Raw genomic sequence first — 20,266 nt, forward strand, 5'->3', positions numbered from 1 at the left:
TTTTCCCTATCAACGTCGACCTAACCGCTTCGCCCCACACAGTGTCTGGCGGGCACTCTCTCATGACCGATTGAAAGGAAATCGTTATGACCATTGGAACCGTAAAGTTCTTCAACGCCAACAAAGGCTTTGGCTTCATTCAACCTGAAGACGGCGCTGCTGACGTATTCGTTCACATTTCCGCTGTTGAACGCGCAGGCATGCGCTCGCTGGTCGAAGGCCAGAAGGTCAGCTTTGAAGTTGTCCAGGACCGTCGTTCTGGCAAGTCCAGCGCGGACAACCTTCAGGAAGCGTAAGTTTCTCATCCCGGTCCGTGACCACGGATGTACTGGCATGGACCCACGGGATGAGAGGAAAGGTCGGGAGTTTCCCGGCCTTTTTTGCTTTCAGCAGCTTGAAAGGAGCGACTGTCATGTCTTCCGACAAATCCATCCGCCCGCGGCGGGAAACTGCGGAATCCAAGGCTGAGACAACCAAGCGCATTTCGCAGGAGCTTCAGCAGACCGAAGCTGACATCCGCGATGCCAAGACGCAGAGGCTGAGAGCCGCGCGCCTTGCGATGGAAGATACCCAGCCGGAGCCGGCGCCCGCGAAACGCGCTGCCCGCAAGACGAAAACCGCCACGAGATCGAAAATCTGAATCCGCACTGGCTGACAGGCTGCTCTCAAATATCTGAACCGACTACTCTTCATACTGGAACGAATGTGACAACTCATGCGGCTACCAACGCTCAGGTAGTGAACGATACGCGGTCCTGGACACAGGCACTCGCACAGTACCGACAGCCGAATCCGGTGCGCAGCACCATCGAAATCGCGGCAACAGTTCTCCCGTTCGTCTTCTTGTGGGCCGCTTCCGCGGCCGCTGTCCTGTATGGAGAATACTGGGGGCTTGTGCTGACAATCCCCGCGGCAGGCTTTCTGGTTCGCCTGTTCATCCTGCAGCATGACTGCGGCCACGGGACGCTTTTTGCCCATCGCCGTCTCAATGACTGGATCGGCCGTGTCCTCGGGGTCATCACGCTGACGCCCTACGACTACTGGCGCCGCACCCATGCCGTCCATCACGCCTCTGCGGGCAATCTGGACCGGCGGGGCATCGGCGACGTCGATACGCTCACGGTTTCCGAATACCGCGCCCTGTCGCGCTGGGGGCGCATCCGCTACCGGCTCTACCGTCATCCGCTGATCATGTTCGGCGTCGGGCCGGCCTGGCTGTTCCTCTGCCAGTACCGCTTGCCCTTCGGTCTCATGCGGGCCGGAGCTCAGCCCTGGGTCTCGACGATCGCCACCAATATCGGCATCGTTCTGCCGGTAGCCGCCATGATCTGGCTCGTCGGCCTCGTGCCGTTCCTGCTGGTGCAGGTGCCGATCACCTTGATGGCGGCAACGGCCGGGGTCTGGCTTTTCTACGTGCAGCATCAGTTCGAAGACACACATTGGTCGACGGCCGACGACTGGAGTTTTCAGCATGCCGCGCTTCACGGCAGTTCACACTATGACCTGCCGCTGCCGCTCCGCTGGCTGTCCGGGAATATCGGCATCCACCACGTACATCACCTGGCGGCCAAGATCCCGTTCTACCGTTTGCCTGAAGTGCTCAGGGACTATCCGGAACTGAAACACACCAGCCGCATCACGCTGCTGGAAAGCCTGAAATGCGTGAAGCTCGTTCTGTGGGACGAGGGCGACAGGCGCCTCATCTCGTTCCGCGAGGAACTGGCGACCAGGTAACCCGGGCCTCCTGTCTCGCGGGTGACCCCGCCTCACGAGGTCACGCGGGCTTCTTGCCGGGTTTGCGGGTTGCATCCGGCAAAAGGTCGAGCGGCAGGGGAAACACGATCGTATTGGTCTTGTCGGTTGCAATGTCGCTGAGCGCCGTGAAGTAGCGCAGCTTCATCGCATTCGGCTGATGGGAAAGCATCTCGCCGGCCTCCACCAGCTTGGCCGCGGCCTGCTGCTCGCCTTCCGCGTTGATCACGCGGGCCCGCCGCAACCGCTCGGCCTCGGCCTGCTTGGCGATCGCCCGGACCATGCTTTCATCGATGTCGACGTGCTTGATTTCCACATTGGCGACCTTGATGCCCCAGGCGTCGGTCTGACGGTCGAGGATCTCCTGAATATCGGCATTCAGCTTGTCGCGCTCGGCCAGCATCTCGTCCAGCTCATGCTTTCCGAGCACCGAGCGAAGTGTCGTCTGCGACAACTGGCTGACTGCTGCGGCGAAGTCCGCGACATTGATGATCGCACGCTGGGGATCGATGATGCGGAAGTAGATCACCGCATTGACCTTCACCGAGACGTTGTCGCGGCTGATCACGTCCTGGCTGGGAACGTCCTCGACGAACATGCGCAGATCGGTCCGCACGACCTGCTGGACGAATGGAATCAGCAGCACGAAGCCCGGCCCGCTCACCCGCGTGAACCGGCCGAGCGTGAAGACCACCCCACGTTCATATTCACGGAAGATGTATATGGCGTAGAAAAGCACGAAGATCACGAACGCCGCGGCAAGCAGCGGGATGATCGAGTTGAAGATCAGTGGTTGCATGGCTAGTGCTCTCTTTCTGGCTGTGCGTCGTGATCGGCGTTGACGACCAACGTGAGCCCGTTGACGTTGCGAACCTGCACTGTCTGGCCGGCGCACAGGTCTTCGGCACCTGCCGCGTGCCACCGCTCGCCTTCCGCCCAGACATAGCCCTCGCTTCCCTGCCATTCGAGCACGTCCGCCGGTGCGCCGATCATCCGCGCCTGTCCGCTGACCGGTTTGTGGCGATATGAGCGCAGGGCTGCTCCCAGCACCAGCACCAGCACCGCGCCGCTGATGACGGCCAGCGTGCCGATCAGCCACCAGGAGATCTGGAAACCCGGCGCGTCGGTGTCGACGAGCATAGAAGCTCCGATTATGAAGGCCACCAGACCGCCGATGCCGACCACGCCGACCGTCGGTGTCAGTGCCTCTACGACCATGAAGGCGACGCCGAGCCCGATCAGGGCAAGTCCGGCATAGCTGAAGGGCAGCATGTTGAGTGCGTATAGGCCGAGCGTCAGGCTGATTGCGCCGATCACGCCGGGGCCTACGGAGCCCGGGTTCCAGAATTCGAAGATCAGCCCGTAGACGCCGATCATCATCAGGATCAGCGCAACGTTCGGATTGGAGAGCAAGCTCAGGATCTGCGTGGTCGTGGTCATGTCGATGCGCTCGACCGGCAGGCCCGCGACTGTGAGCTTATGGCTGGTTCGGCCGATCTCCACCATCCGTCCGTCGGCAGCGTCCAGGAGTTCGTCGACGTCGCGGGCGACGACGTCGATGACATCCATTTCCAGCGCTTCAGTGGCCGGGAGGCTGGCAGCCTCGCGGACCGCGCGCTCGGCCCAATCGGCATTGCGGCCGCGCAACCTGGCCAGACTTCGGATCAGCGCCACGGAATCGTTGGTCATCTTGGCCGACATGGCCTGTTCAGACCCCATCAGGTCCGTGTTGCGCCCGGAGCCTCCCTTGTCCGGGGACCGGTCCCCCGCCGGTCTGTCGTTTTTATCGCCGTCCCCGCCGGGAACCGTGTCCGGCGAGCCGCCGAGTTGCACCGGTGTGGCGGCGCCCAGGTTCGTGGCCGGAGCCATGGCCGCAACATGCGTGGCATAGAGAATGTAAGTCCCCGCGCTGGCGGCGTGTGCACCGGCCGGGGCGACATATCCGATCACCGGAACGGGGGAGGCGAGCACCTGCGAGATGATCTCGCGCATGGAGTCCGCGAGACCGCCGGGAGTGTTGAGCCGCAGCACGAGGGCGGGGGCACCGCGCTCTTCGGCCAGGCCGATAGCCCTGCCGACATGCCTCACCGTCGCAGGACCGATAGGCCCTTCGATCGCCGCCATAAGCACGACCGAACCTTTTCCGGAAATGTCGGTCTTCTGCGCCGCCGCCGGCAGCCCGACCGCAGTAGTCAGGGCCACGGCCGCCGCAACGAGACGGCGCAATCGGTTGAGAACTCTCACATTCATCTCCCTGAGGGAATTATAGGGCTCCGGGAGCGGCGTTCAACAACCCAGCCGCTCGCCGCTGCCCCGAGCAGGCGGCAACGTTGCATCCGGCAAAGGGATCCGGCCGGCTCGATCCACCGGGCCGACGCGAACCCGCGACGGAACCCGACCTGACAAGCCGCGTTCCTTGTGTCAGGATCGATCGACACCCCTGCCGCGAGTTGAACGGGCAATCGTCAACTTCCACGGACGGGAGATCTGCACGACCATCCTGCAGACCCTCGCCGGGAGAGGTGGAGAGAACGCAGACGCGCAAGGGAGACAAAAATGGATCACGTCTATCCGGTTACGGAAATCTATGGCTCGTCGACGGAATCGATCGACGACGCGATCCGGAACGCCGTCAGCACCGCCAGCAAGAGCATTCGCAAGCTCGAATGGTTCGAGGTGACGGAAATTCGCGGCCACGTGAACAGTGACGGCTCGGTCGGTCACTTCCAGGTCGGCGTCAAGCTCGGCTTCCGCCTCGACAGGGGCTCATCGGACTGACTGCCGGCCGATTGGGCCGTATATGGCCGGGCGGTGGTGCCGCCACGGTCCGTCGGACTCCGCGGCCCAGGAGGCGAGCCATGCGGAGCGGCATCCGTGACGCCGGCCTAGCGATCCAGGGCTCAAGCCGTTCAATTTTATGGGGCCATACCCTAGGCGCCGGTGTTCGTTTCGCTGAAAAGCCAGTCTCGAACTGCCCGGATGCCGGGGTTGCCGGTGGCGGTTTTCGGGAAAACGAAATGATAGCCGAGCCCCTCCAGGGCGGGCCCGAAGGGTTGAACAAGCAGGCCGCGGCGCAGTTCGTCCTGCACAAGAACCGTGCTCAGCAGCGCGATCCCCTGTCCGGCGATCGTGGCCTGGATGACGTGGCTCTCGTCCGTGAGCACAGTGCCGGCGCGGGTGTCGACGTCCCTCACGCCGGCGATCTTGCACCATTTCCGCCAGGACGGCGTGAACTCGTTCTGCAGGCGCCACTCCGAGTGCAGCAGCGTGTGGTGCTTCAGGTCCTCCGGCATCCGGATGTTGAGGCCCGGGCTGCAGATCGGGGCGAAGCTGTCATCGAACAGGGGTTCGGCGACCAGGCCGGCAAAGGGTGCGCCGCCATAGCGAATGGCGCAATCCGCCACGCCCCGCTGCAAGTCGACCACCGTTTCGCAAGGATGAATCCTCAAGGTGATGCCGGGGTTGGCCGCGGTGAAGCGGCCGATACGGGGCACGAGCCATCCGGCCGAGAAGGCCGTGGTCGACGTCACCGTCACGGCGCGTTGCTGCGTCTTTCCCATCACGGCGGCGACGGCATCACTCATTGACGAAAATGCCTCACGGCACACCGGATAGAGCTGCAATCCGATTTCCGTCAAAGCCACCTTGCGCGGCTGCCGTTCAAACAGCTTCCCGCCGAGCGTCTCTTCCAGAAGCCTGATCTGGTGACTGATCGCGGTCGGCGTGACGCCGAGTTCGTCGGCGGCGCGTTTGAAACTCAGGTGGCGTGCCGCGGATTCGAACGCACGGAGGGAGGTGAGGGGAGGGAGTTGGAGCATGGATGAATTCTGGTCATCTGTCAGTTGAGGAATTCGATTTTGAATGGCTGCATAGGCGGCTCTAAATTTACCTAACGACAACGGCGCCGATTGTCGACAAATGAATATGAATCATCTCAATTTACGACAGAAATGACGGAGACAATCTGTGGCAACCATCCTTCACATCGATTCCAGTGCCCGTTCCGGCGGGTCCGACGAGCATCGTTTCGGTTCCCACAGCCGTAGGCTGACGAGAACCTTCGTGGACAAGTGGAGATCCATCCGTCCGGATGATGAGATCATCTACCGGGATGTGGGGATCAATCCTCCCAAGCCGGTGACCGGGGAGTGGATCCACGCGGCTTTTACCAAGCCGGAGGAGCGCGAACCCTGGATGAACGCGGAGCTTGAAGAGAGCGACAGGCTGGTCGACGAACTGTTGAGAGCCGACGTCATTGTGGCGGGGGTGCCCATGTACAACTTCGGACCGCCCGCCCAGTTCAAGGCCTATATCGACAACATCGTCCGGGTCGGGCGAACCTTCGGCTTCGACCGCAATCGCCAGGGCGTTCCCTACTGGCCGATGGTGCCCGCCGGCAAGACGCTGGTCATCCTGTCCGCGCGCGGCGACTACGGTTACGGTCCCGGAGAACGTCTGGAAGACCAGAACCATGTCGAGCCGGGCGTCAGGACGCCCTTCGCCTATCTCGGCGTCACGGACGTTCATTCCGTCGCGATCGAGTATGACGAGTTCGCGGACGAACGCCTGCAGGCCTCGATCAGGTCGGCCGAGCGGGACGTTGAAGCCCTGGTGCAACACCTGGGAAGTGGGTTGTCGAAGGCAGCCTGAGCACGCCGGCCGTCGCGGCGGCTGCGGTGCTGGTCCGCTGGCTCGGCGGACCATGCATCCGGCCGCATCGCTCCTGCCGCCTTCGGGGGCCCGCCGCAAGTGTTGCGCCGGCACTCGATGCAGGGAAATGGCGAAATTTCAGATACCCACGTTTCCGTCACAAAGTCCGGTTAATTCTCCGCGAAATATGCAGTAGGGTTTGCTTATGATTCGTATTGTCAGACTGCTGGCATATCTTTCGGTTTTCATGCTTGTGCTGTCCGGCGGCATATATACACATGCCGACGATATGCATGTTCATGCCGCCGCGAGTTCCAAACCTGCGCAGGGTTCGCACGTGCATGCCGACGGCACTGCCGATACGGTCGACAAGGCGGACCTTCACTGCGGCGCTTCGATCCTGTCCCTGGCGATGGAATGCCGTTTGCCTCTCCGCCGTAAGACGCTGGAAGTCTCGCCGGGCGAAGACGGCACGATAAGGCAGGCCGACGCCCCCTTCGAGTTGCCACCTCCCAAGACGACCTCTTGAGCTTCGCATGAGGCGGCATGCCGCCCTTCACCGAAATCAAGAGGATAAACTGCATGAAGAAAACAGCATTCATTGCCGGAATTGCGCTTGGCATTTCCGGTCTCTCGACCTTTGCGGTCGCCCATTCCGGTGCCACAGGTGTCGTGATGGAGCGCATGGAAAAGATGAAGATGATGGGGGACGTCGTCAAAAGCCTGTCGGCCATGATGCGCGGCGAAACCACCTATGACCCGGCGGCTGTCCGCAAGGGCGCCGCGGTTATTCGCTCTCATTCGGGAGATGCCCTGACCGACCTTTTTCCCGAAGGCAGCCTTCAGGAGGTCTCCGAGGCCAAACCGGCTATCTGGAGCGACTGGCAGACGTTTTCGAACCTGGCGGACCAACTGGGCACCTTCGCCGAAGGCCTGGAGGCGGCTGCGGACAATGGCCTGATGGCCGGCGGCACTCCCGGGGCCCCGGACGGCCAAGCCGATATGATGACCGGTTCCGGCACGATGATGGGCGGCGGCATGACGGGTAACGGCTCCATGATGATGGGCAACGCCCCGGCTGAAATGGATGTTGCCGATCTCGCCCAAATGCCTGCCGATGCCGTCTTCAACATGACGGTGCAGACCTGTTCGGCATGTCACACGAAGTTCCGGATCGAGAAGCAGTGACGGCATGAAAAAACTGTTGCTGTTCCTTTGTCTCGCCGTTGTTGTCGCATCGGCGAGCGGCGCGGCTGTGATGTACCAGCCGATCGATCTTGAAACGGACATGCCGTCGCTGACCGGTGATCCGGGCCGCGGCGCGTATCTGGCCCGTATGGCTGGATGCATCGGTTGCCACACCAATGGAGAGCAAGGCGGCGCGCCCCTGGCGGGCGGTCTTGCGCTCGATACCGGATTTGGCACCTTTTATTCGCCAAATCTGACGACCGATCCGGAAAAGGGCATAGGCGACTGGTCGCTCGACGACTTTGCCAGGGCCGTGCGCCATGGCATCTCCCCGGACGGCAAGCCGTACTATCCGGCCTTTCCCTATCCGTTCTACGCAAAGCTGTCCGACCAGGACATCGCCGACCTCTGGGCCGCATTCCAGACGGTGCCGCCGGCCGGAGAACCGTCGGTGGACCATGACCTCAGCTTTCCGTTCGGGATCCGGGAAGGGCTGAAACTCTGGCGGGCGGCCTATCTCGAGGAAACGCCGTTTGTTCCCGATCCCGAAAAATCGGAGAAATGGAACCGCGGCAAGTTCATTGTGGAAGGTCCCGCCCATTGCGGCGCGTGCCACACGCCGCGCAATGCCCTGGGAGCCCGGCAGGTGCAATTCGCGTTTCACGGGGCCGAGGGTCTGCCCGACGGCGGCAAGTCACCACCGATCACCAGCGAAACCCTGAAGCAAAACGGCTGGACCATCGCGTCGCTGAAATACGCACTGCAGACCGGCATCACGCCGGATGGCGACGTTTTCGGCGGGACGATGGGGGAAGTGGTGCGTGACGGCACCGCGTTTCTGTCAGACGAAGACCGGGAAGCCGTTGCGACGTTCCTGCTGGAGAATGGCGGATAACGCCGAGACCGCCGGAGGCCGAATGACGGCAACCGGCGCCGCAAGTTCTGTGGCGCCGGTTTTGCTTCGGGAGCGGGGCGCTGCCGAGGGAAGAAACCGGTTGGACGATCACGTGCCTGTGTAGTTTCCGGTATGGATTTGCCAAAGATTGTAAGGTACTGAAGCTTTCATGCGCAGCCTGTTCATCGCATTTCTGATTGTCCTGTTTGCAGGGGTCCAAACGGCCGCTGCGTTCAGCAATGCGCATAAAGACACCACCGTGAGCGAGCAGGCGATGTCGGTTGGCCAGGGCGCGCCAGATATGGTGGACGCCGCCTTTTCGCATCATGCCAAATGCTGCGAGAAGTCCGGCAAGGCGGGTTCGATTGCAAAAACATTCTCCTGTAGCGCCGACTGTCTTTCCTATTATGTCGACAGCGTCGCCCATCAGGTCCTGGTCGGGACAACGCTCGAAACGCTGCCGCTGCACGTTCGTACCTCTGTGAAAACGGCCCCGCACGTTCGCCCTCCAAAACACGTCTGATCCGCCTCGCCGGAACTTCGCCTCGAAGGCTCCGGTTCGATCAGTGATTTGGACAGGATGAACGGTGTTATCCAGCAATTGCCGCCTGGCGGTTCCAGGATCGTTCATCTCGAAACGGAAGGTGAACGCTCAATGAGCCTCCATGAAAGTACAACTCCTATCCGGGCTTCGGTACCGGACATCCAGCCGGACCGGACCACCGGTCCGGCAATTCGAAAACCGGTAACCGGGCACAATCTGTTCATGATGGCCTGCTGCGCCCTCATGGTGGTCGGCACGGGCATCCTGATCGCCAGCGCGCCGGCTGGACAATCCCTTGCCGATACGCTTCTGCTGGCCGTTCCGATGCTCGGCTGCGTCGGCCTGCATTTCGTCATGCACCGCTTCATGGGCAAGTCGTGCCACTCCCATACAAAACAGGATCAGAAAAATGACTAACCGGACTATGGCGCTGATCGCGCTTGGCGGCTTTCTGTCGCTGTCATCGGCCACGTTTGCCGAAGAGGACAAGACCGTCACCGTCTACAAGTCGCCCTTGTGCGGCTGTTGCGAAGTGTGGACCCAAGCCGTCGAAGCGGCCGGATACAAGGTCGTTGTCGAAGACATGGAAGACCTTTCGGCCATCAAGACACAGGCCGGTGTCCCCGACGACATGCAGGCCTGCCATACGGCGGTGATCGGCGATGACCGGAAATACATCATCGAGGGCCATGTGCCGCTGGAGGCCATCGACAAGATGATGTCCGAACGTCCGGACATTCACGGCATTGCCGTTCCTGGAATGCCGATGGGCTCCCTGGGCATGGGAGAGGATCCGGATGCCGAATATACGGTCTATGCCCTCGGCTCAAAGCCGGGCGACACTCCCCAGCCGTACATGACGAAGGGTCAATAACCGTTCGATGACTGACTTTACAAGAAGAACCTTTCTTGCCGGGACGGCGAGCCTTGCGGGGCTCGCCGTCAGCGGTTGCGTTACCGGCAACACAGCCCCCGAGCCGCTTCCGCCTTCTCAGGATCCGGCCTATCTCGCCATGTACCGGGCGATGCCGGAAGAGCGCTTTCCGCTTCCGGCGATCAACCTGAAAAAGGTGCCGCCGCGGTTTTATCGCCAGCAGGTGGACTATCCGACACCCGAACCGGTCGGCACGCTGGTGGTCGATACCCCGAACTACTACCTCTACCTCGTTCAGGAGAACGGCAGGGCCATGCGCTACGGCGTCGGGCTCGGACGTGCCGGCTTCGAGTGGTCGGGCCGGGCACGGATCGCCCGCAAGGCTGCGTGGCCCAAATGGACCCCGCCGGACGAAATGATCGAGCGTCAGCCCGAACTCGAAAAGTGGAGCTGGCGGAACGGCGGAATGCCGCCGGGGCTGGACAACCCGCTCGGGGCCAGGGCGCTCTATATCTTCCAGGGAAGCAAGGACACCCTCTACCGGGTCCACGGCACCGGCGAATACTGGACGATCGGCAGCGCCGTCTCCAGTGGCTGCGTGCGGCTGATGAACCAGGACATCATCGATTTATACGGACGGGTGCCTGCCGGCTCGCCGATTGTCGTCCTGTCATGACCAGGGCGCGCAAGACCGGACTGCTGACTGCCGGTGCGCTTGTGGTCGTGGCCGCTGGCCTGGGTTTCTATGTTGCCGACAGGAACATAGTCCCGGACCAGCCTATCGGCATGGTTCTTCGCCCGGACGATGCGGAACTCGTCAGGCAGGGGGCGGCGGTCTACGCTCAAAACTGCGCCTCGTGCCACGGTGCCGACCTGCAGGGCGAACCGGATTGGCAGTCGGCCAATCCGGATGGCACCCTGCCGGCACCGCCTCACGATGAAACCGGCCACACCTGGCACCATCCGGATGAACTGCTCTTCCGGATCACCAAGTTCGGTACGGCCAGGGCTGTGGGCCTCCAAGACTTCAAGTCCAACATGCCTGCCTTCGAGGGCACACTATCGGATGACGACATCGCCGCCGCCCTTTCCTGGATCAAGGCCCAGTGGCCGGACGAGATCCGTGAGCGGCACGATATGATGAACGCCCGGGCACGGAACAAGGGGCAGTGAGCGAGACGGGGCCGCCGGCACGAGGCGGTTTCGATCCGGCAGCAACGGCTGACAAAGCTGATGGTAAAAGATCGCGAGAGCGAATGCCGAGTTCCAGGGGGCCGATGGGCCTGATATTCGCCACAGTGTTCGGCTGATCATAGCGCTCAGTATTGACAAAATTTCTGGCGATCACACATACGTCACTTGCCGGCAACGGCGCGCATAGGCACAGAAATCCGTTGCTTCTTGAAAGGTTGCCCCCTGCGTAATCTGCTCCAGGTTATTTTTGCCGCGGTTTTTCTGCTCGGAAGCGTTCTGCCGGGAACGACGGCGCTCGCGCATACCCTCGTTCTGGCGGAAAACACATCCGTGGAAACCGGTGAAATGTCGGCGCATCCGGCGCATCATATGGAATTCGAAGCGGGAGCCGCGGCACCCGATTGCCAGCGCAACGCAAACAAGTCACTCGCGCATGCGGCGGTGGACAATTGTTGTCCACCCTCGTGTTTCGCCGACCTGGCGATGCTTCATCAGCCCGACGTTCGCGGGTGGAATGTTTCCCCTTTCTACAGCATGGCTGCAGACGCTCTGTTGAGCGCGGCGACCGTTCGCCTCGAGCATCCACCCGAACATTGATCTGACCCCGGCTGCCTTGCAGCGCATCACCGCATATCGCACAGGCATGCGATGTGTTCGAGCATGTTCAGATCAGTGAGATTCAATGAAAATCCGGCTTCTTGCGGCCCTTGCACCCCTGGTGCTTGGCGCTTGCACCTCGGCGACTCCCTTGCCGACGCTCGGGCTTGCGCCCGCGCCTGACGACCCGTCCGTTGCGGTACGCGCGCTTCATCCTGCCCCGGTAACGGATGGCTACAAAGCGAGGCTTGCGGTCGATCCCCAGTCATGGCGGCAACTGAATGACGACCGCGCACCAGCAAACGGAGGCGGCTCATGAGGAAACTTCGCGCTATCGGCGTTGTTCTGACCACGGCCGTGCTGCTGGCCGGTTGTGTGTCGCAGGAACAGATCGCCGCCTATTCCGATCAGTATCCGGGCTTTCAGACGGTCGCGAGCGGCACCGCAGCGGCGTCGGGCCAAAAGGAAACGGTGTGGATACAGAACGCCGAACAAGCACGGCAGACGGCCGACCGCGTGCAGTCCCTCGTGCACAAGAAGGTCATCAGTGCCGATACAGCGGTTCAGGTGGCGCTTCTGAACAATCGCGGCCTGCAGGCCTCCTATGCGGGGCTGGGACTGAGCGCGGCGGAAGCCTGGCAGCAGACAATGCTGGAAAACCCGGTCGTGTCGGTCGGCCTTCTCGGTCTTGCTCACCCGGAAGTGGGGGCCTTGCGGGCCGTGGAAAGCATAATCGTCGCCAATATCCTGTCCCTGATGACGCAGAAACGGCGGGTCGATATTGCCGATACACGGTTCCGTCAGGCCCAGGCAACGGCGATCGAAGACACGCTGGCGCTGGCCGCGCAGACGCGCCGTGCCTGGATCGATGCCGTGTCGGCCTTCGAGACCGTCGCCTATCTCAACCAGGCCCAGGCAGCTGCCGATGCCGCGTCCGAGCTTGCACAGAAACTCGGGGAAACCGGGGCTCTGCCGAAGGCCGGGCAGGCGCGCGAGCATGCGTTCTTTGCCGAACTCACCGGTCAGAAGGCAGAAGCGCGGCTGCAAGCGCGCCTGGCCAAGGAAAGGCTCACGCGGCTGATGGGCCTGTGGGGCCAGGATGTGGATTATTTCGTCCCCGACAGTCTTCCCCCGCTTCCCGGAGCGCTTCGCAACTTGCCTGGAATCGAGACGGATGCCCTGCGCAGCCGGATCGACCTGCAGGTCGCCCGGCTGGAACTGGAGGCAGTCGCAAGACAGTACCGGCTGACCGAGGCGACCCGCTACGTGTCCGACCTGGAACTGACTGTCGGGATCGAGGCGGAACGGGAAATCGAGACCGAATACGAGCTGGACGGCTCGGAACTGCATGAAGAGAAATCGGAAAAGACCATCGCCACGCCGCAGATCGAGCTGGAATTCGCCATTCCGATTTTCGACAGCGGCAGGGCCAGGATGCGAAAGGGCGAATTCGCCTACCTGCAGGCGGCTAACCGGCTGGCGGAAAAGGCGGTCAACATCCGCTCCGAGGCCCGTTCGGCCTATACCGCATACAGGTCGACCCACGAAATCGCCCGCCATTACCGCGACGCCGTGTTGCCGCTGCGCAAGGCGATCGAGGAGGAATCCCTCCTGACCTACAACGGCATGATCACCAGCACATTCGACCTGCTCGCCGATACCAGGGCGAGGATCAACACGCTGCTGATGGCGGCAAACGCCAGGAAGAACTTCTGGGTCGCGGAAGCGGACCTGGCAGCGGCCATCCATGGCGGCGGCGCACGGAACAGCGCCAGTCCCGGCGGGCCGGCAATGATGGCCGACGCGGGCGGGGAGGCCACTGATGACTTCTTTTGAAGGAAACCGACCGATGATGAACAGACGCCAGTTGTTGGGTGCCGGGGCGGCCGGCGGTGCCGCGCTCGTCTCCACGGGAGCCTGGTCGAAGACCGCCAATATGGGCTTGCCGGAGGCGGCCGTGATGGACAGTCCTGCCACGCAGGCTCCTTCCGCGCCGGCAACGGGCGCGCCGTACAATCCCGTCGTGACCCTCAACGGCTGGACCCTTCCGTTCCGGATGAACAACGGCGTGAAGGAGTTTCACCTGGTGGCCGAACCGGTGGAACGCGCACTTGCCGACGACATGACCGCCTATTTGTGGGGCTATAACGGCCAGTCGATCGGACCCACGATCGAGGCCGTCGAAGGCGACCGCGTCCGTGTCTTCGTGACCAACAAGTTACCGGAGCACACCTCCGTTCACTGGCACGGTCTGATCCTGCCCTCGGGCATGGACGGTGTCGGCGGTCTGTCCCATCCGGGCATCCCGCCCGGCAAGACCTATGTCTACGAGTTCGATCTCGTGAAGTCGGGCACCTTCATGTATCACCCGCATGCCGATGAGATGGTCCAGATGGCAATGGGCATGATGGGCTTCTTCATCGTGCATCCCAGGGATTCGGCCTTCATGCCGGTCGACCGAGACTTCCTCATCATGCTCAATGCGTTCGACATAGATCCCGGCTCCTATGTGCCGAAGATCATGACCATGACCGATTTCAACCTCTGGACGTGGAACAGCCGGATCTTTCCGAGTATCGACCCGCTGGTCGTCTCGAAGAACGACCGGGTGCGGGTGCGGGTGGGAAACCTGACCATGACCAATCATCCCATCCACATGCACGGGTACGACTTCGAGGTGACCTGCACCGATGGCGGCTGGGTGCGTCCGGAAGCGCGCTGGCCGGAAGTGACCATCGACATTCCGGTCGGCGCGATGCGGGCCTACGAATTCGACGCCGTCCATGTCGGCGACTGGGCGATCCATTGCCACAAGTCCCATCACACGATGAATGCCATGGGCCACGACGTGCCGACCTTTATCGGCGTCGACAAATCCGCGGTGACCCGAAAGATCCGTCTCCTGCAGCCGGAATTCATGCCCATGGGCAGCACGGGCATGGCGGAGATGGCGGAAATGTCGATGCCGCTTCCCGACAACACCGTTCCCATGATGGCCGGATGGGGGCCGCACGGCCCGCTGGAAATGGGCGGCATGTTCTCGGTGGTGAAGGTGCGCGAGGGGATTTCGGCCGGCGATTACAGCGACCCGGGCTGGTACGAAAACCCGCCCGGCACACAGGCCTGGGAATGGACCGGGGAACTGCCGGATTTCAGCCGGGCGAGTGGGCCCGGAACGGACGTCCCTTCGTCAGGCAGTTCTGCGCGAAGCAGCGGCCATGACGGTCATTCCGGACACAAATAACTCAAACCCAAGCGAAAAACTGAAAGCAAGGAGTGAAAGATGAACAAGTTTGCAGGACTGATGGCTGCCGCCATCCTGAGCATTTCAATCCCGGCCGTCGCCGTCGCGGCGGACCTTACCAAGGGCACGGTGAAGAAGATCGACCTTAAGAGCAAAAAGGTCACCATCATCCATGAAGAGCTCAAGAATCTCGACATGCCGGCCATGACCATGGTCTTCCGCGTCGCGGATGAGGCCATGCTGGAGAGCGTTCAGGAAGGACAGGAAATCGAGTTTGCGGCCGATCGCGTCAACGGCAATCTGACCGTGATCGAAATCAACGAGTAACCCGCCGGGACGCGATGTTTCCCCGCACCTGGTACCGGGAAGCCTTGGAATTGGCGGCGGCGTTCATGTTCGCCGCCGCCATGTACTTCAAGTTCGGCCGCGAGCGTCTCGGCCTGGCCGGCCCCTCAGTTGGACAGCCAGGCCGGCAAGGCGCTGCTGATCATTCCGCGGACGGCAGCATCATCCGCACGACCAGCCTGCCGGAAATGTTCCATCCAGGTTGCCGTTGAAGATCGGCTTTTCGTCCGCGGGCAAACTAATGGCCGCGGGATTGCTCAGTATCCCATTCCGCCCATGCCGCCGCCGTTGCCGGCCATGGCCGAATCCTTCGGCGGGATCTCGACGACCATCGCCTCGGCGGTGATCAGCAGGGCGGCGATCGAAGCGGCGTCCTGCAGAGCGGTCCGCACCACCTTGGCCGGATCGACAATGCCGGCCTTGATCATGTCGACATAGGTTTCCGTCTGGGCGTCGAAGCCCAGGGTGTGGTCCTTGCTGCCTGTCAGCTTGCTGACGACGACCGAGCCTTCGACGCCGGCATTTGCGGCAATCTGACGGATCGGCGCTTCGAGCGCCCTGAGCACGATCGAGATACCCGCCGCGACGTCGGCATTGCCCCCGTTCAGGCTGGCCAGGACAGCGGTGGCGCGCAGCAGTGCCACTCCGCCGCCCGGAACGATGCCTTCCTCGACCGCGGCACGGGTGGCGTTGAGCGCATCGTCGATGCGGTCCTTCCGTTCCTTGACCTCGGTTTCGGTCGCACCGCCGACGCGGATCACCGCGACGCCGCCGGAGAGCTTGGCCAGGCGTTCCTGGAGCTTCTCCTTGTCGTAGTCCGAGGTCGTTTCCTCGATCTGCGCCTTGATCTGGCTGATCCGGGCGGCGATCTCGGTCTTTTCCCCCGCGCCATCAATCACCGTGGTCGTATCCTTCTCGATGACCACGCGCTTGGCCCGCCCGAGCATGTCGAGCGTGACATTCTCGAGCTTGATGCCGAGGTTATCGGAGATCACCTGACCTGCCGTCAGCACCGCGATGTCCTCCAGCATGGCCTTGCGGCGATCGCCGAAGCCCGGAGCCTTTACGGCTGCGACCTTCAGTCCGCCGCGCAGCTTGTTGACGACCAGCGTCGCCAGCGCCTCACCCTCGACGTCCTCGGAGATGATCAACAACGGACTGCCGCTCTGCACCACTGCTTCCAGGATCGGCAAAATGGCCTGCAGATTGCCGAGCTTCTTTTCGTGAAGGAGGATGTAGGGATCCTCGAGCTCCACGCGCATCTTCTCGGGATTGGTGACGAAGTAGGGCGAGAGATAGCCGCGGTCGAACTGCATGCCCTCGACGACGTCGAGTTCGGTCTCCGCCGTCTTGGCTTCCTCGACCGTGATCACGCCCTCGTTGCCGACCTTTTCCATCGCCCTGGCGATCATCTCGCCGACGGTTGCGTCGCCATTGGCGGCGATGGTGCCGACCTGCGCGATCTCGCCGGAAGAGTTGACCTTGGTTGCCCGCGCCTGGATTTCCTTGACGACGGCGGCGACGCCGAGGTCGATGCCGCGCTTCAGGTCCATGGGGTTCATTCCGGCGGCGACGAGCTTGGTGCCCTCGCGCAGGATCGATGCGGCCAGCACGGTCGCGGTGGTCGTGCCGTCACCGGCCAGCTCGTTGGTTTTCGAAGCCACCTCGCGCACGATCCGCGCGCCCATATTCTCGAACTTGTCGGCAAGCTCGATTTCCTTGGCGACGGTGACGCCATCCTTGGTGATGCGGGGCGCGCCAAAGGACCTGTCGATGAGGACGTTACGGCCCTTGGGGCCAAGCGTTACCTTGACGGCGTTATTGAGCAGTTCGACGCCGCGTAGCATTCGGTCGCGCGCATCGGTGGAGAATTTGATTTCCTTGGCAGACATGATGTTCGTCCAGTACGGGATTGAGATACAGGATTGGAGAGAGACGGTCAGGCGGCTTTTGTGGTGGTCGCCTCGGTCTTCTCGACAACGCCCATGATGTCGGCTTCGGTCATGATCAGAAGGTCTTCGCCATCGATCCGGACTTCCGTGCCGGACCATTGGCCGAACAGGATCGTATCGCCTGGCTTGACGTCGAGAGGGGTCAGGTTCCCGCTCTCGTCACGCGAACCGGGGCCGATTGCGAGCACTTCGCCCTGCTGGGGCCGTTCCCTGGCTGTGTCGGGTATGATGATGCCGCCCTTGGACGTCAGATCGCCTTCCGCGCGTCGAACGACGACGCGATCGTGGAGGGGACGGAATTTCATGAATGTTCTTTCTGAGGTCGGCGTGTAGGGCGACCACATTGAGAATATAGCGTCTTTGGCAGTCGAATGATAGGACTGCCAAAATAAATTATCGGCTGCTAAAAATATAAATTCCGGCCGTATTCCGCCGATCTCCCGTATTTCCCCTACCGGCCGGGTTGTTTTTCTCGCGGCTCGACCTTTTCCTCTCAAATAATCCAGCGGATTTTTCCTGGCTTAATAAATAAAGCGGGAACGTGCCTTGTTTCGATCAAGTTTGAAGCGTATATGTAGTCAACGTTGATTTGGCCGATTTGGCTTTCGCGGTGTCAGAGACTTCGACCCGCCATTCTCCACCGAATTCTCGATAACGAATGCATCGCCCCGATTCGTCGTGCATGCAGCCCGTTCGAACACTGGATTGAGCCCGGCGCTGACCACGGATGTACTGGCGGCCTGGGAATTCGTGCAGGTTCGGATGCAGCCCATGCGAGAAACGCATCCGCGTGCTCCTGCGGAGACATCTTGTCAGTGACAACACGCACCACGCAGACCTTACTGGTTGGATCTCCTCAGTATTACGGAACCTTGGCTTCGACGCCGCGCAGCCTGACGGCGACGATCGCGTCGACCGGAACGGGGAACCGACCGGGGGCTTCTCCCGCCGTGCGCGGCGACGGCCTGGCGCCTTTATTCACCTGCCGGTCACCGGCTTGAACATTCACACACATCAGATGGCGCCGATCGATCCGACCGATCTCTAAGCCACACATTGGAAGGACTACCGCAGCCATGATTTCTACAAGCTCTCTCAGACGCAGCGCCCGCCCGCCCCGGCAGGAAGCACCGACGCATCTCTTCACGGTCGGGCAGGCTGTCCGGCTGAAGGGTGGATTTGGAAGACCGGCTCTGACGGCGGACGTCTTTCACGTCACCGGCACGCTCCCGCCGAAGGACGGTTCTCCTCAATACCGCATCCGCAACGACGACGAACGTCATGAGCGGGTGACGACGGAAGACAATCTCGAGCCGGTCAGCATGCCGCAGACTGGTGACGGCGAAGCCCTCATTGAAAGGACGTTCGGCAATGGCCAAAGGACAGAAACGAAGTAATAAAGAGATTAGAAAACAGAAGCAGGAAAAGGCGCCGCCCAAGGCGGAAAGCACCTTCGGCAACCAGATCAAGCTTGCCGCGAATGCCAACGCCCCGCGCGGCAAGGTCAAGAACTGAGGCAGTGATGCCTCCGCGGATGGAACGGGATGGCGGCGCAGGTCGCAATCGAATTCCGCCGCTCCGGGAACACGGCCGACGCGCATTCCGTCGTCGGTCGCGATGCCGCTGATGCCGGTATTCCCGCGCATGCGGGTCGTCAGGCCATGACCTGGCTCAGCCGGCCGGACGCAACCGATGGCATGTCGTCCCTTGCCCGCCGCCGGGACAGACGCCACAATGATCGGGCAGCCTCTCACCACGCGCCCGTCTCGCACAAGCGCCCAATAAAGGACTGCCTATCGTGACACTGGAGTTTTCCGACCGGAGCCGCAGCTTCGACGAAGCGCGCAATGCCGTTCGCTTCATCGGCCATGACGGCACGGTCGAGATACCGTTTTTCGTCGCGGCGGCCGCACTGACACGGCCCGGCAGTAACGAACTTTCCCAAACCGACTTCCTCACCGCTTTCAATGCAGCGCGCGGTTCCATCCACGATGTGGCGTGCGAAGCTTACTCTCATGGGCGGCGCACGTCTTACACCCTGACCGCCGCAGATTTCCGATAGGTTGACCCAGATGCTGATCCGCTACGGCTATGAAATTACGATGACCTTTCAGCAACCGACCGCGCTGGTCTGCCTGCTGTCGGCCCACGAGGACCACGACCCGGCAATCCGGAGTCCGGAATCCGTATTCACCAATCCGGACGTACCGACCTCGACTTATCGCGATCTATTCGGCAACCGGTGCCGCCGGCTCGTTGCGCCCGCCGGCGACCTGACCTTGTGGGGCGACGCGACGATCGAGGATGACGGCGAACTGGACAAGGTGGTGCCCGACGCACAGGAAGTCGCCGTACCTGATCTGCCGGACGACTGCCTCGTCTACCTCATGGGCAGCCGCTATTGCGAAACCGACCATCTCAGTCAGATTGCGTGGGACCTTTTCGGCACGGTGCCGCCCGGCTGGGGGCGCGTGCAGGCGATCTGCGACTTCGTTCACAACCATATAAGCTTCGACTACATGCAGGCACGGGCGACCCGGACGGCCTTCGAAGCGTTCAACGAGCGCGTCGGTGTCTGTCGCGACTTCGCGCATCTGGCGGTCGCCTTTTGCCGCTGCCTCAACATCCCCGCCCGCTACGTCAACGGTCATCTCGGCGACATCGGCGTGCCGGTTGTCGATCCGATGGATTTCAGCGCCTGGATGGAGGTCTTCCTCGATGGCGAATGGTACACGTTCGATCCGCGCAACAACGTTCCCCGGATCGGCCGGATCGTGGTGGCGCGCGGCCGCGATGCAACCGACATTCCGCTCATCAATTCCTTCGGGCCGCACCTGCTGAAGTCGTTTCGTGTCTGGACCTACGAGGTGTGAACCTGCACTGGACGCCGGGCAAAACGGACGAGGCCAGGTGAACCAAACAAGCGCATGGGCGGTCGGCCTCGATAGCGGCGCGCGCATTTGCCGACACTCCGCCTCTGGCTTCGTATGATACAAAAAGCCTGAAATTCTGCCTGAATGCGGGAGACTCC

At 61.9% G+C, this 20,266-nt stretch carries 28 protein-coding genes; 22 read left to right on the plus strand and 6 right to left on the minus strand.

Features of this window, described 5'->3' with window-relative positions:
* Positions 1-86 precede the first annotated feature (86 nt).
* From ON753_RS25750 to ON753_RS25760, 3 genes are all read left to right on the plus strand, one after another.
* Positions 87-296 carry a cold-shock protein gene (locus ON753_RS25750; protein ID WP_265966862.1) on the plus strand — a complete coding sequence of 70 codons (210 nt, stop codon included), beginning with the start codon at positions 87-89 and terminating at the stop codon, positions 294-296.
* Positions 297-412: 116 nt separating this feature from the next.
* Positions 413-640, plus strand: coding sequence for a hypothetical protein (locus tag ON753_RS25755; protein ID WP_265966863.1), 228 nt, complete (start codon positions 413-415; stop codon positions 638-640).
* A 65-nt stretch (positions 641-705) separates the two neighbouring features.
* Positions 706-1,734: a fatty acid desaturase gene (locus ON753_RS25760; protein ID WP_265966864.1), complete on the plus strand. Its 1,029-nt coding sequence runs from the start codon at positions 706-708 to the stop codon at positions 1,732-1,734.
* A gap of 40 nt (positions 1,735-1,774) precedes the next feature.
* On the opposite strand, the gene ON753_RS25765 is transcribed toward ON753_RS25760, so the two are convergent.
* Together ON753_RS25765 and ON753_RS25770 are read right to left on the minus strand one after the other, a co-directional pair.
* Entirely contained in the window at positions 1,775-2,551 is a 777-nt protein-coding gene (locus tag ON753_RS25765) for a slipin family protein (RefSeq protein WP_265966865.1), read from the minus strand.
* Positions 2,552-2,553: 2 nt separating this feature from the next.
* On the minus strand, positions 2,554-3,996 hold the full coding sequence (locus tag ON753_RS25770) for an NfeD family protein (protein ID WP_265966866.1): 1,443 nt from the start codon (positions 3,994-3,996) through the stop codon (positions 2,554-2,556).
* Positions 3,997-4,308: 312 nt separating this feature from the next.
* Between ON753_RS25770 and ON753_RS25775 the strand changes: the two genes are divergently transcribed.
* Entirely contained in the window at positions 4,309-4,530 is a 222-nt protein-coding gene (locus tag ON753_RS25775) for a dodecin (protein WP_265966867.1), read from the plus strand.
* Between the two features lie 152 nt (positions 4,531-4,682).
* Here ON753_RS25775 and gcvA read toward each other — a convergent pair whose 3' ends face one another.
* Entirely contained in the window at positions 4,683-5,570 is an 888-nt protein-coding gene (gene gcvA / locus ON753_RS25780; RefSeq protein WP_265966868.1) for a transcriptional regulator GcvA, read from the minus strand.
* A gap of 148 nt (positions 5,571-5,718) precedes the next feature.
* Here gcvA and ON753_RS25785 point away from each other — a divergent pair, with 148 nt between their 5' ends.
* From ON753_RS25785 to ON753_RS25850, 14 genes are all read left to right on the plus strand, one after another.
* On the plus strand, positions 5,719-6,402 hold the full coding sequence (locus ON753_RS25785) for an FMN-dependent NADH-azoreductase (protein ID WP_265966869.1): 684 nt from the start codon (positions 5,719-5,721) through the stop codon (positions 6,400-6,402).
* 205 nt (positions 6,403-6,607) lie between these two features.
* Positions 6,608-6,931, plus strand: a complete 324-nt coding sequence (locus tag ON753_RS25790) for a hypothetical protein (protein WP_265966870.1) — start codon at positions 6,608-6,610, stop codon at positions 6,929-6,931.
* A gap of 53 nt (positions 6,932-6,984) precedes the next feature.
* Positions 6,985-7,590, plus strand: coding sequence for a c-type cytochrome (locus tag ON753_RS25795; protein ID WP_265966872.1), 606 nt, complete (start codon positions 6,985-6,987; stop codon positions 7,588-7,590).
* A gap of 4 nt (positions 7,591-7,594) precedes the next feature.
* A complete protein-coding gene (locus ON753_RS25800) occupies positions 7,595-8,485 on the plus strand; it encodes a c-type cytochrome (protein WP_265966873.1) in 891 nt (296 codons plus the stop codon).
* Between the two features lie 169 nt (positions 8,486-8,654).
* On the plus strand, positions 8,655-9,008 hold the full coding sequence (locus tag ON753_RS25805; protein WP_265966874.1) for a hypothetical protein: 354 nt from the start codon (positions 8,655-8,657) through the stop codon (positions 9,006-9,008).
* Between the two features lie 132 nt (positions 9,009-9,140).
* On the plus strand, positions 9,141-9,446 hold the full coding sequence (locus ON753_RS25810; RefSeq protein WP_265966875.1) for a hypothetical protein: 306 nt from the start codon (positions 9,141-9,143) through the stop codon (positions 9,444-9,446).
* On the plus strand, positions 9,439-9,903 hold the full coding sequence (locus ON753_RS25815) for a DUF411 domain-containing protein (RefSeq protein WP_265966876.1): 465 nt from the start codon (positions 9,439-9,441) through the stop codon (positions 9,901-9,903). The genes ON753_RS25810 and ON753_RS25815 overlap by 8 nt, the downstream gene beginning before the upstream one ends.
* A 7-nt stretch (positions 9,904-9,910) precedes the next feature.
* A complete protein-coding gene (locus tag ON753_RS25820) occupies positions 9,911-10,579 on the plus strand; it encodes a L,D-transpeptidase (protein ID WP_265966877.1) in 669 nt (222 codons plus the stop codon).
* Positions 10,576-11,076: a c-type cytochrome gene (locus tag ON753_RS25825; protein ID WP_265966878.1), complete on the plus strand. Its 501-nt coding sequence runs from the start codon at positions 10,576-10,578 to the stop codon at positions 11,074-11,076. The genes ON753_RS25820 and ON753_RS25825 overlap by 4 nt, the downstream gene beginning before the upstream one ends.
* A gap of 186 nt (positions 11,077-11,262) precedes the next feature.
* Complete coding sequence (locus ON753_RS25830) at positions 11,263-11,694, plus strand: hypothetical protein (protein ID WP_265966879.1); 432 nt, start codon at positions 11,263-11,265, stop codon at positions 11,692-11,694.
* 315 nt (positions 11,695-12,009) lie between these two features.
* The gene (locus tag ON753_RS25835) at positions 12,010-13,530 is read left to right on the plus strand and encodes a TolC family protein (RefSeq protein WP_265966880.1); all 1,521 of its coding nucleotides are present in this window, start codon (positions 12,010-12,012) and stop codon (positions 13,528-13,530) included.
* Between the two features lie 13 nt (positions 13,531-13,543).
* Positions 13,544-14,938 (plus strand): multicopper oxidase family protein, encoded by a 1,395-nt coding sequence (locus ON753_RS25840; protein ID WP_265966881.1) that lies wholly within the window; start codon positions 13,544-13,546, stop codon positions 14,936-14,938.
* 39 nt (positions 14,939-14,977) lie between these two features.
* On the plus strand, positions 14,978-15,265 hold the full coding sequence (locus ON753_RS25845; RefSeq protein ID WP_265966882.1) for a copper-binding protein: 288 nt from the start codon (positions 14,978-14,980) through the stop codon (positions 15,263-15,265).
* Between the two features lie 44 nt (positions 15,266-15,309).
* The gene (locus ON753_RS25850; protein WP_265966883.1) at positions 15,310-15,495 is read left to right on the plus strand and encodes a hypothetical protein; all 186 of its coding nucleotides are present in this window, start codon (positions 15,310-15,312) and stop codon (positions 15,493-15,495) included.
* A gap of 45 nt (positions 15,496-15,540) precedes the next feature.
* Here ON753_RS25850 and groL read toward each other — a convergent pair whose 3' ends face one another.
* The 3 genes from groL to ON753_RS25865 all read right to left on the minus strand — a co-directional run bounded on the left by groL (position 15,541) and on the right by ON753_RS25865 (position 18,250).
* On the minus strand, positions 15,541-17,175 hold the full coding sequence (groL, locus tag ON753_RS25855; RefSeq protein ID WP_265966884.1) for a chaperonin GroEL: 1,635 nt from the start codon (positions 17,173-17,175) through the stop codon (positions 15,541-15,543).
* A gap of 47 nt (positions 17,176-17,222) precedes the next feature.
* On the minus strand, positions 17,223-17,540 hold the full coding sequence (locus ON753_RS25860) for a co-chaperone GroES (RefSeq protein ID WP_265966885.1): 318 nt from the start codon (positions 17,538-17,540) through the stop codon (positions 17,223-17,225).
* A 557-nt stretch (positions 17,541-18,097) separates the two neighbouring features.
* Positions 18,098-18,250 (minus strand): hypothetical protein, encoded by a 153-nt coding sequence (locus tag ON753_RS25865; protein WP_265966886.1) that lies wholly within the window; start codon positions 18,248-18,250, stop codon positions 18,098-18,100.
* 61 nt (positions 18,251-18,311) lie between these two features.
* Here ON753_RS25865 and ON753_RS25870 point away from each other — a divergent pair, with 61 nt between their 5' ends.
* The 4 genes from ON753_RS25870 to ON753_RS25885 all read left to right on the plus strand — a co-directional run bounded on the left by ON753_RS25870 (position 18,312) and on the right by ON753_RS25885 (position 20,108).
* Complete coding sequence (locus ON753_RS25870; RefSeq protein ID WP_265966887.1) at positions 18,312-18,632, plus strand: hypothetical protein; 321 nt, start codon at positions 18,312-18,314, stop codon at positions 18,630-18,632.
* Complete coding sequence (locus ON753_RS25875; protein ID WP_265966888.1) at positions 18,607-18,750, plus strand: hypothetical protein; 144 nt, start codon at positions 18,607-18,609, stop codon at positions 18,748-18,750. Before ON753_RS25870 ends, ON753_RS25875 begins: the two co-directional genes overlap by 26 nt.
* A gap of 283 nt (positions 18,751-19,033) precedes the next feature.
* Positions 19,034-19,297: a DUF1488 family protein gene (locus ON753_RS25880; RefSeq protein ID WP_265966889.1), complete on the plus strand. Its 264-nt coding sequence runs from the start codon at positions 19,034-19,036 to the stop codon at positions 19,295-19,297.
* A 10-nt stretch (positions 19,298-19,307) separates the two neighbouring features.
* On the plus strand, positions 19,308-20,108 hold the full coding sequence (locus tag ON753_RS25885; RefSeq protein ID WP_265966890.1) for a transglutaminase-like domain-containing protein: 801 nt from the start codon (positions 19,308-19,310) through the stop codon (positions 20,106-20,108).
* Positions 20,109-20,266 lie beyond the last annotated feature (158 nt).

Origin of the sequence: Roseibium salinum (genome assembly GCF_026240905.1) — a bacterium.
Classification (GTDB): domain Bacteria; phylum Pseudomonadota; class Alphaproteobacteria; order Rhizobiales; family Stappiaceae; genus Roseibium; species Roseibium salinum.

Bases quoted from the DNA above. Each gene is read 5' to 3' on its own strand.
- ON753_RS25750 (WP_265966862.1), top strand. From the start codon at position 87: ATGACCATTGGAACCGTAAAGTTCTTCAACGCCAACAAAGGCTTTGGC.
- ON753_RS25755 (WP_265966863.1), top strand. From the start codon at position 413: ATGTCTTCCGACAAATCCATCCGCCCGCGGCGGGAAACTGCGGAATCC.
- ON753_RS25765 (WP_265966865.1), bottom strand. From the start codon at position 2,551: ATGCAACCACTGATCTTCAACTCGATCATCCCGCTGCTTGCCGCGGCG.
- ON753_RS25775 (WP_265966867.1), top strand. From the start codon at position 4,309: ATGGATCACGTCTATCCGGTTACGGAAATCTATGGCTCGTCGACGGAA.
- gcvA (WP_265966868.1), bottom strand. From the start codon at position 5,570: ATGCTCCAACTCCCTCCCCTCACCTCCCTCCGTGCGTTCGAATCCGCG.
- ON753_RS25790 (WP_265966870.1), top strand. From the start codon at position 6,608: ATGATTCGTATTGTCAGACTGCTGGCATATCTTTCGGTTTTCATGCTT.
- ON753_RS25795 (WP_265966872.1), top strand. From the start codon at position 6,985: ATGAAGAAAACAGCATTCATTGCCGGAATTGCGCTTGGCATTTCCGGT.
- ON753_RS25800 (WP_265966873.1), top strand. From the start codon at position 7,595: ATGAAAAAACTGTTGCTGTTCCTTTGTCTCGCCGTTGTTGTCGCATCG.
- ON753_RS25805 (WP_265966874.1), top strand. From the start codon at position 8,655: ATGCGCAGCCTGTTCATCGCATTTCTGATTGTCCTGTTTGCAGGGGTC.
- ON753_RS25810 (WP_265966875.1), top strand. From the start codon at position 9,141: ATGAGCCTCCATGAAAGTACAACTCCTATCCGGGCTTCGGTACCGGAC.
- ON753_RS25815 (WP_265966876.1), top strand. From the start codon at position 9,439: ATGACTAACCGGACTATGGCGCTGATCGCGCTTGGCGGCTTTCTGTCG.
- ON753_RS25820 (WP_265966877.1), top strand. From the start codon at position 9,911: ATGACTGACTTTACAAGAAGAACCTTTCTTGCCGGGACGGCGAGCCTT.
- ON753_RS25825 (WP_265966878.1), top strand. From the start codon at position 10,576: ATGACCAGGGCGCGCAAGACCGGACTGCTGACTGCCGGTGCGCTTGTG.
- ON753_RS25835 (WP_265966880.1), top strand. From the start codon at position 12,010: ATGAGGAAACTTCGCGCTATCGGCGTTGTTCTGACCACGGCCGTGCTG.
- ON753_RS25840 (WP_265966881.1), top strand. From the start codon at position 13,544: ATGATGAACAGACGCCAGTTGTTGGGTGCCGGGGCGGCCGGCGGTGCC.
- ON753_RS25845 (WP_265966882.1), top strand. From the start codon at position 14,978: ATGAACAAGTTTGCAGGACTGATGGCTGCCGCCATCCTGAGCATTTCA.
- groL (WP_265966884.1), bottom strand. From the start codon at position 17,175: ATGTCTGCCAAGGAAATCAAATTCTCCACCGATGCGCGCGACCGAATG.
- ON753_RS25860 (WP_265966885.1), bottom strand. From the start codon at position 17,540: ATGAAATTCCGTCCCCTCCACGATCGCGTCGTCGTTCGACGCGCGGAA.
- ON753_RS25865 (WP_265966886.1), bottom strand. From the start codon at position 18,250: ATGTGTGTGAATGTTCAAGCCGGTGACCGGCAGGTGAATAAAGGCGCC.
- ON753_RS25870 (WP_265966887.1), top strand. From the start codon at position 18,312: ATGATTTCTACAAGCTCTCTCAGACGCAGCGCCCGCCCGCCCCGGCAG.
- ON753_RS25875 (WP_265966888.1), top strand. From the start codon at position 18,607: ATGGCCAAAGGACAGAAACGAAGTAATAAAGAGATTAGAAAACAGAAG.
- ON753_RS25885 (WP_265966890.1), top strand. From the start codon at position 19,308: ATGCTGATCCGCTACGGCTATGAAATTACGATGACCTTTCAGCAACCG.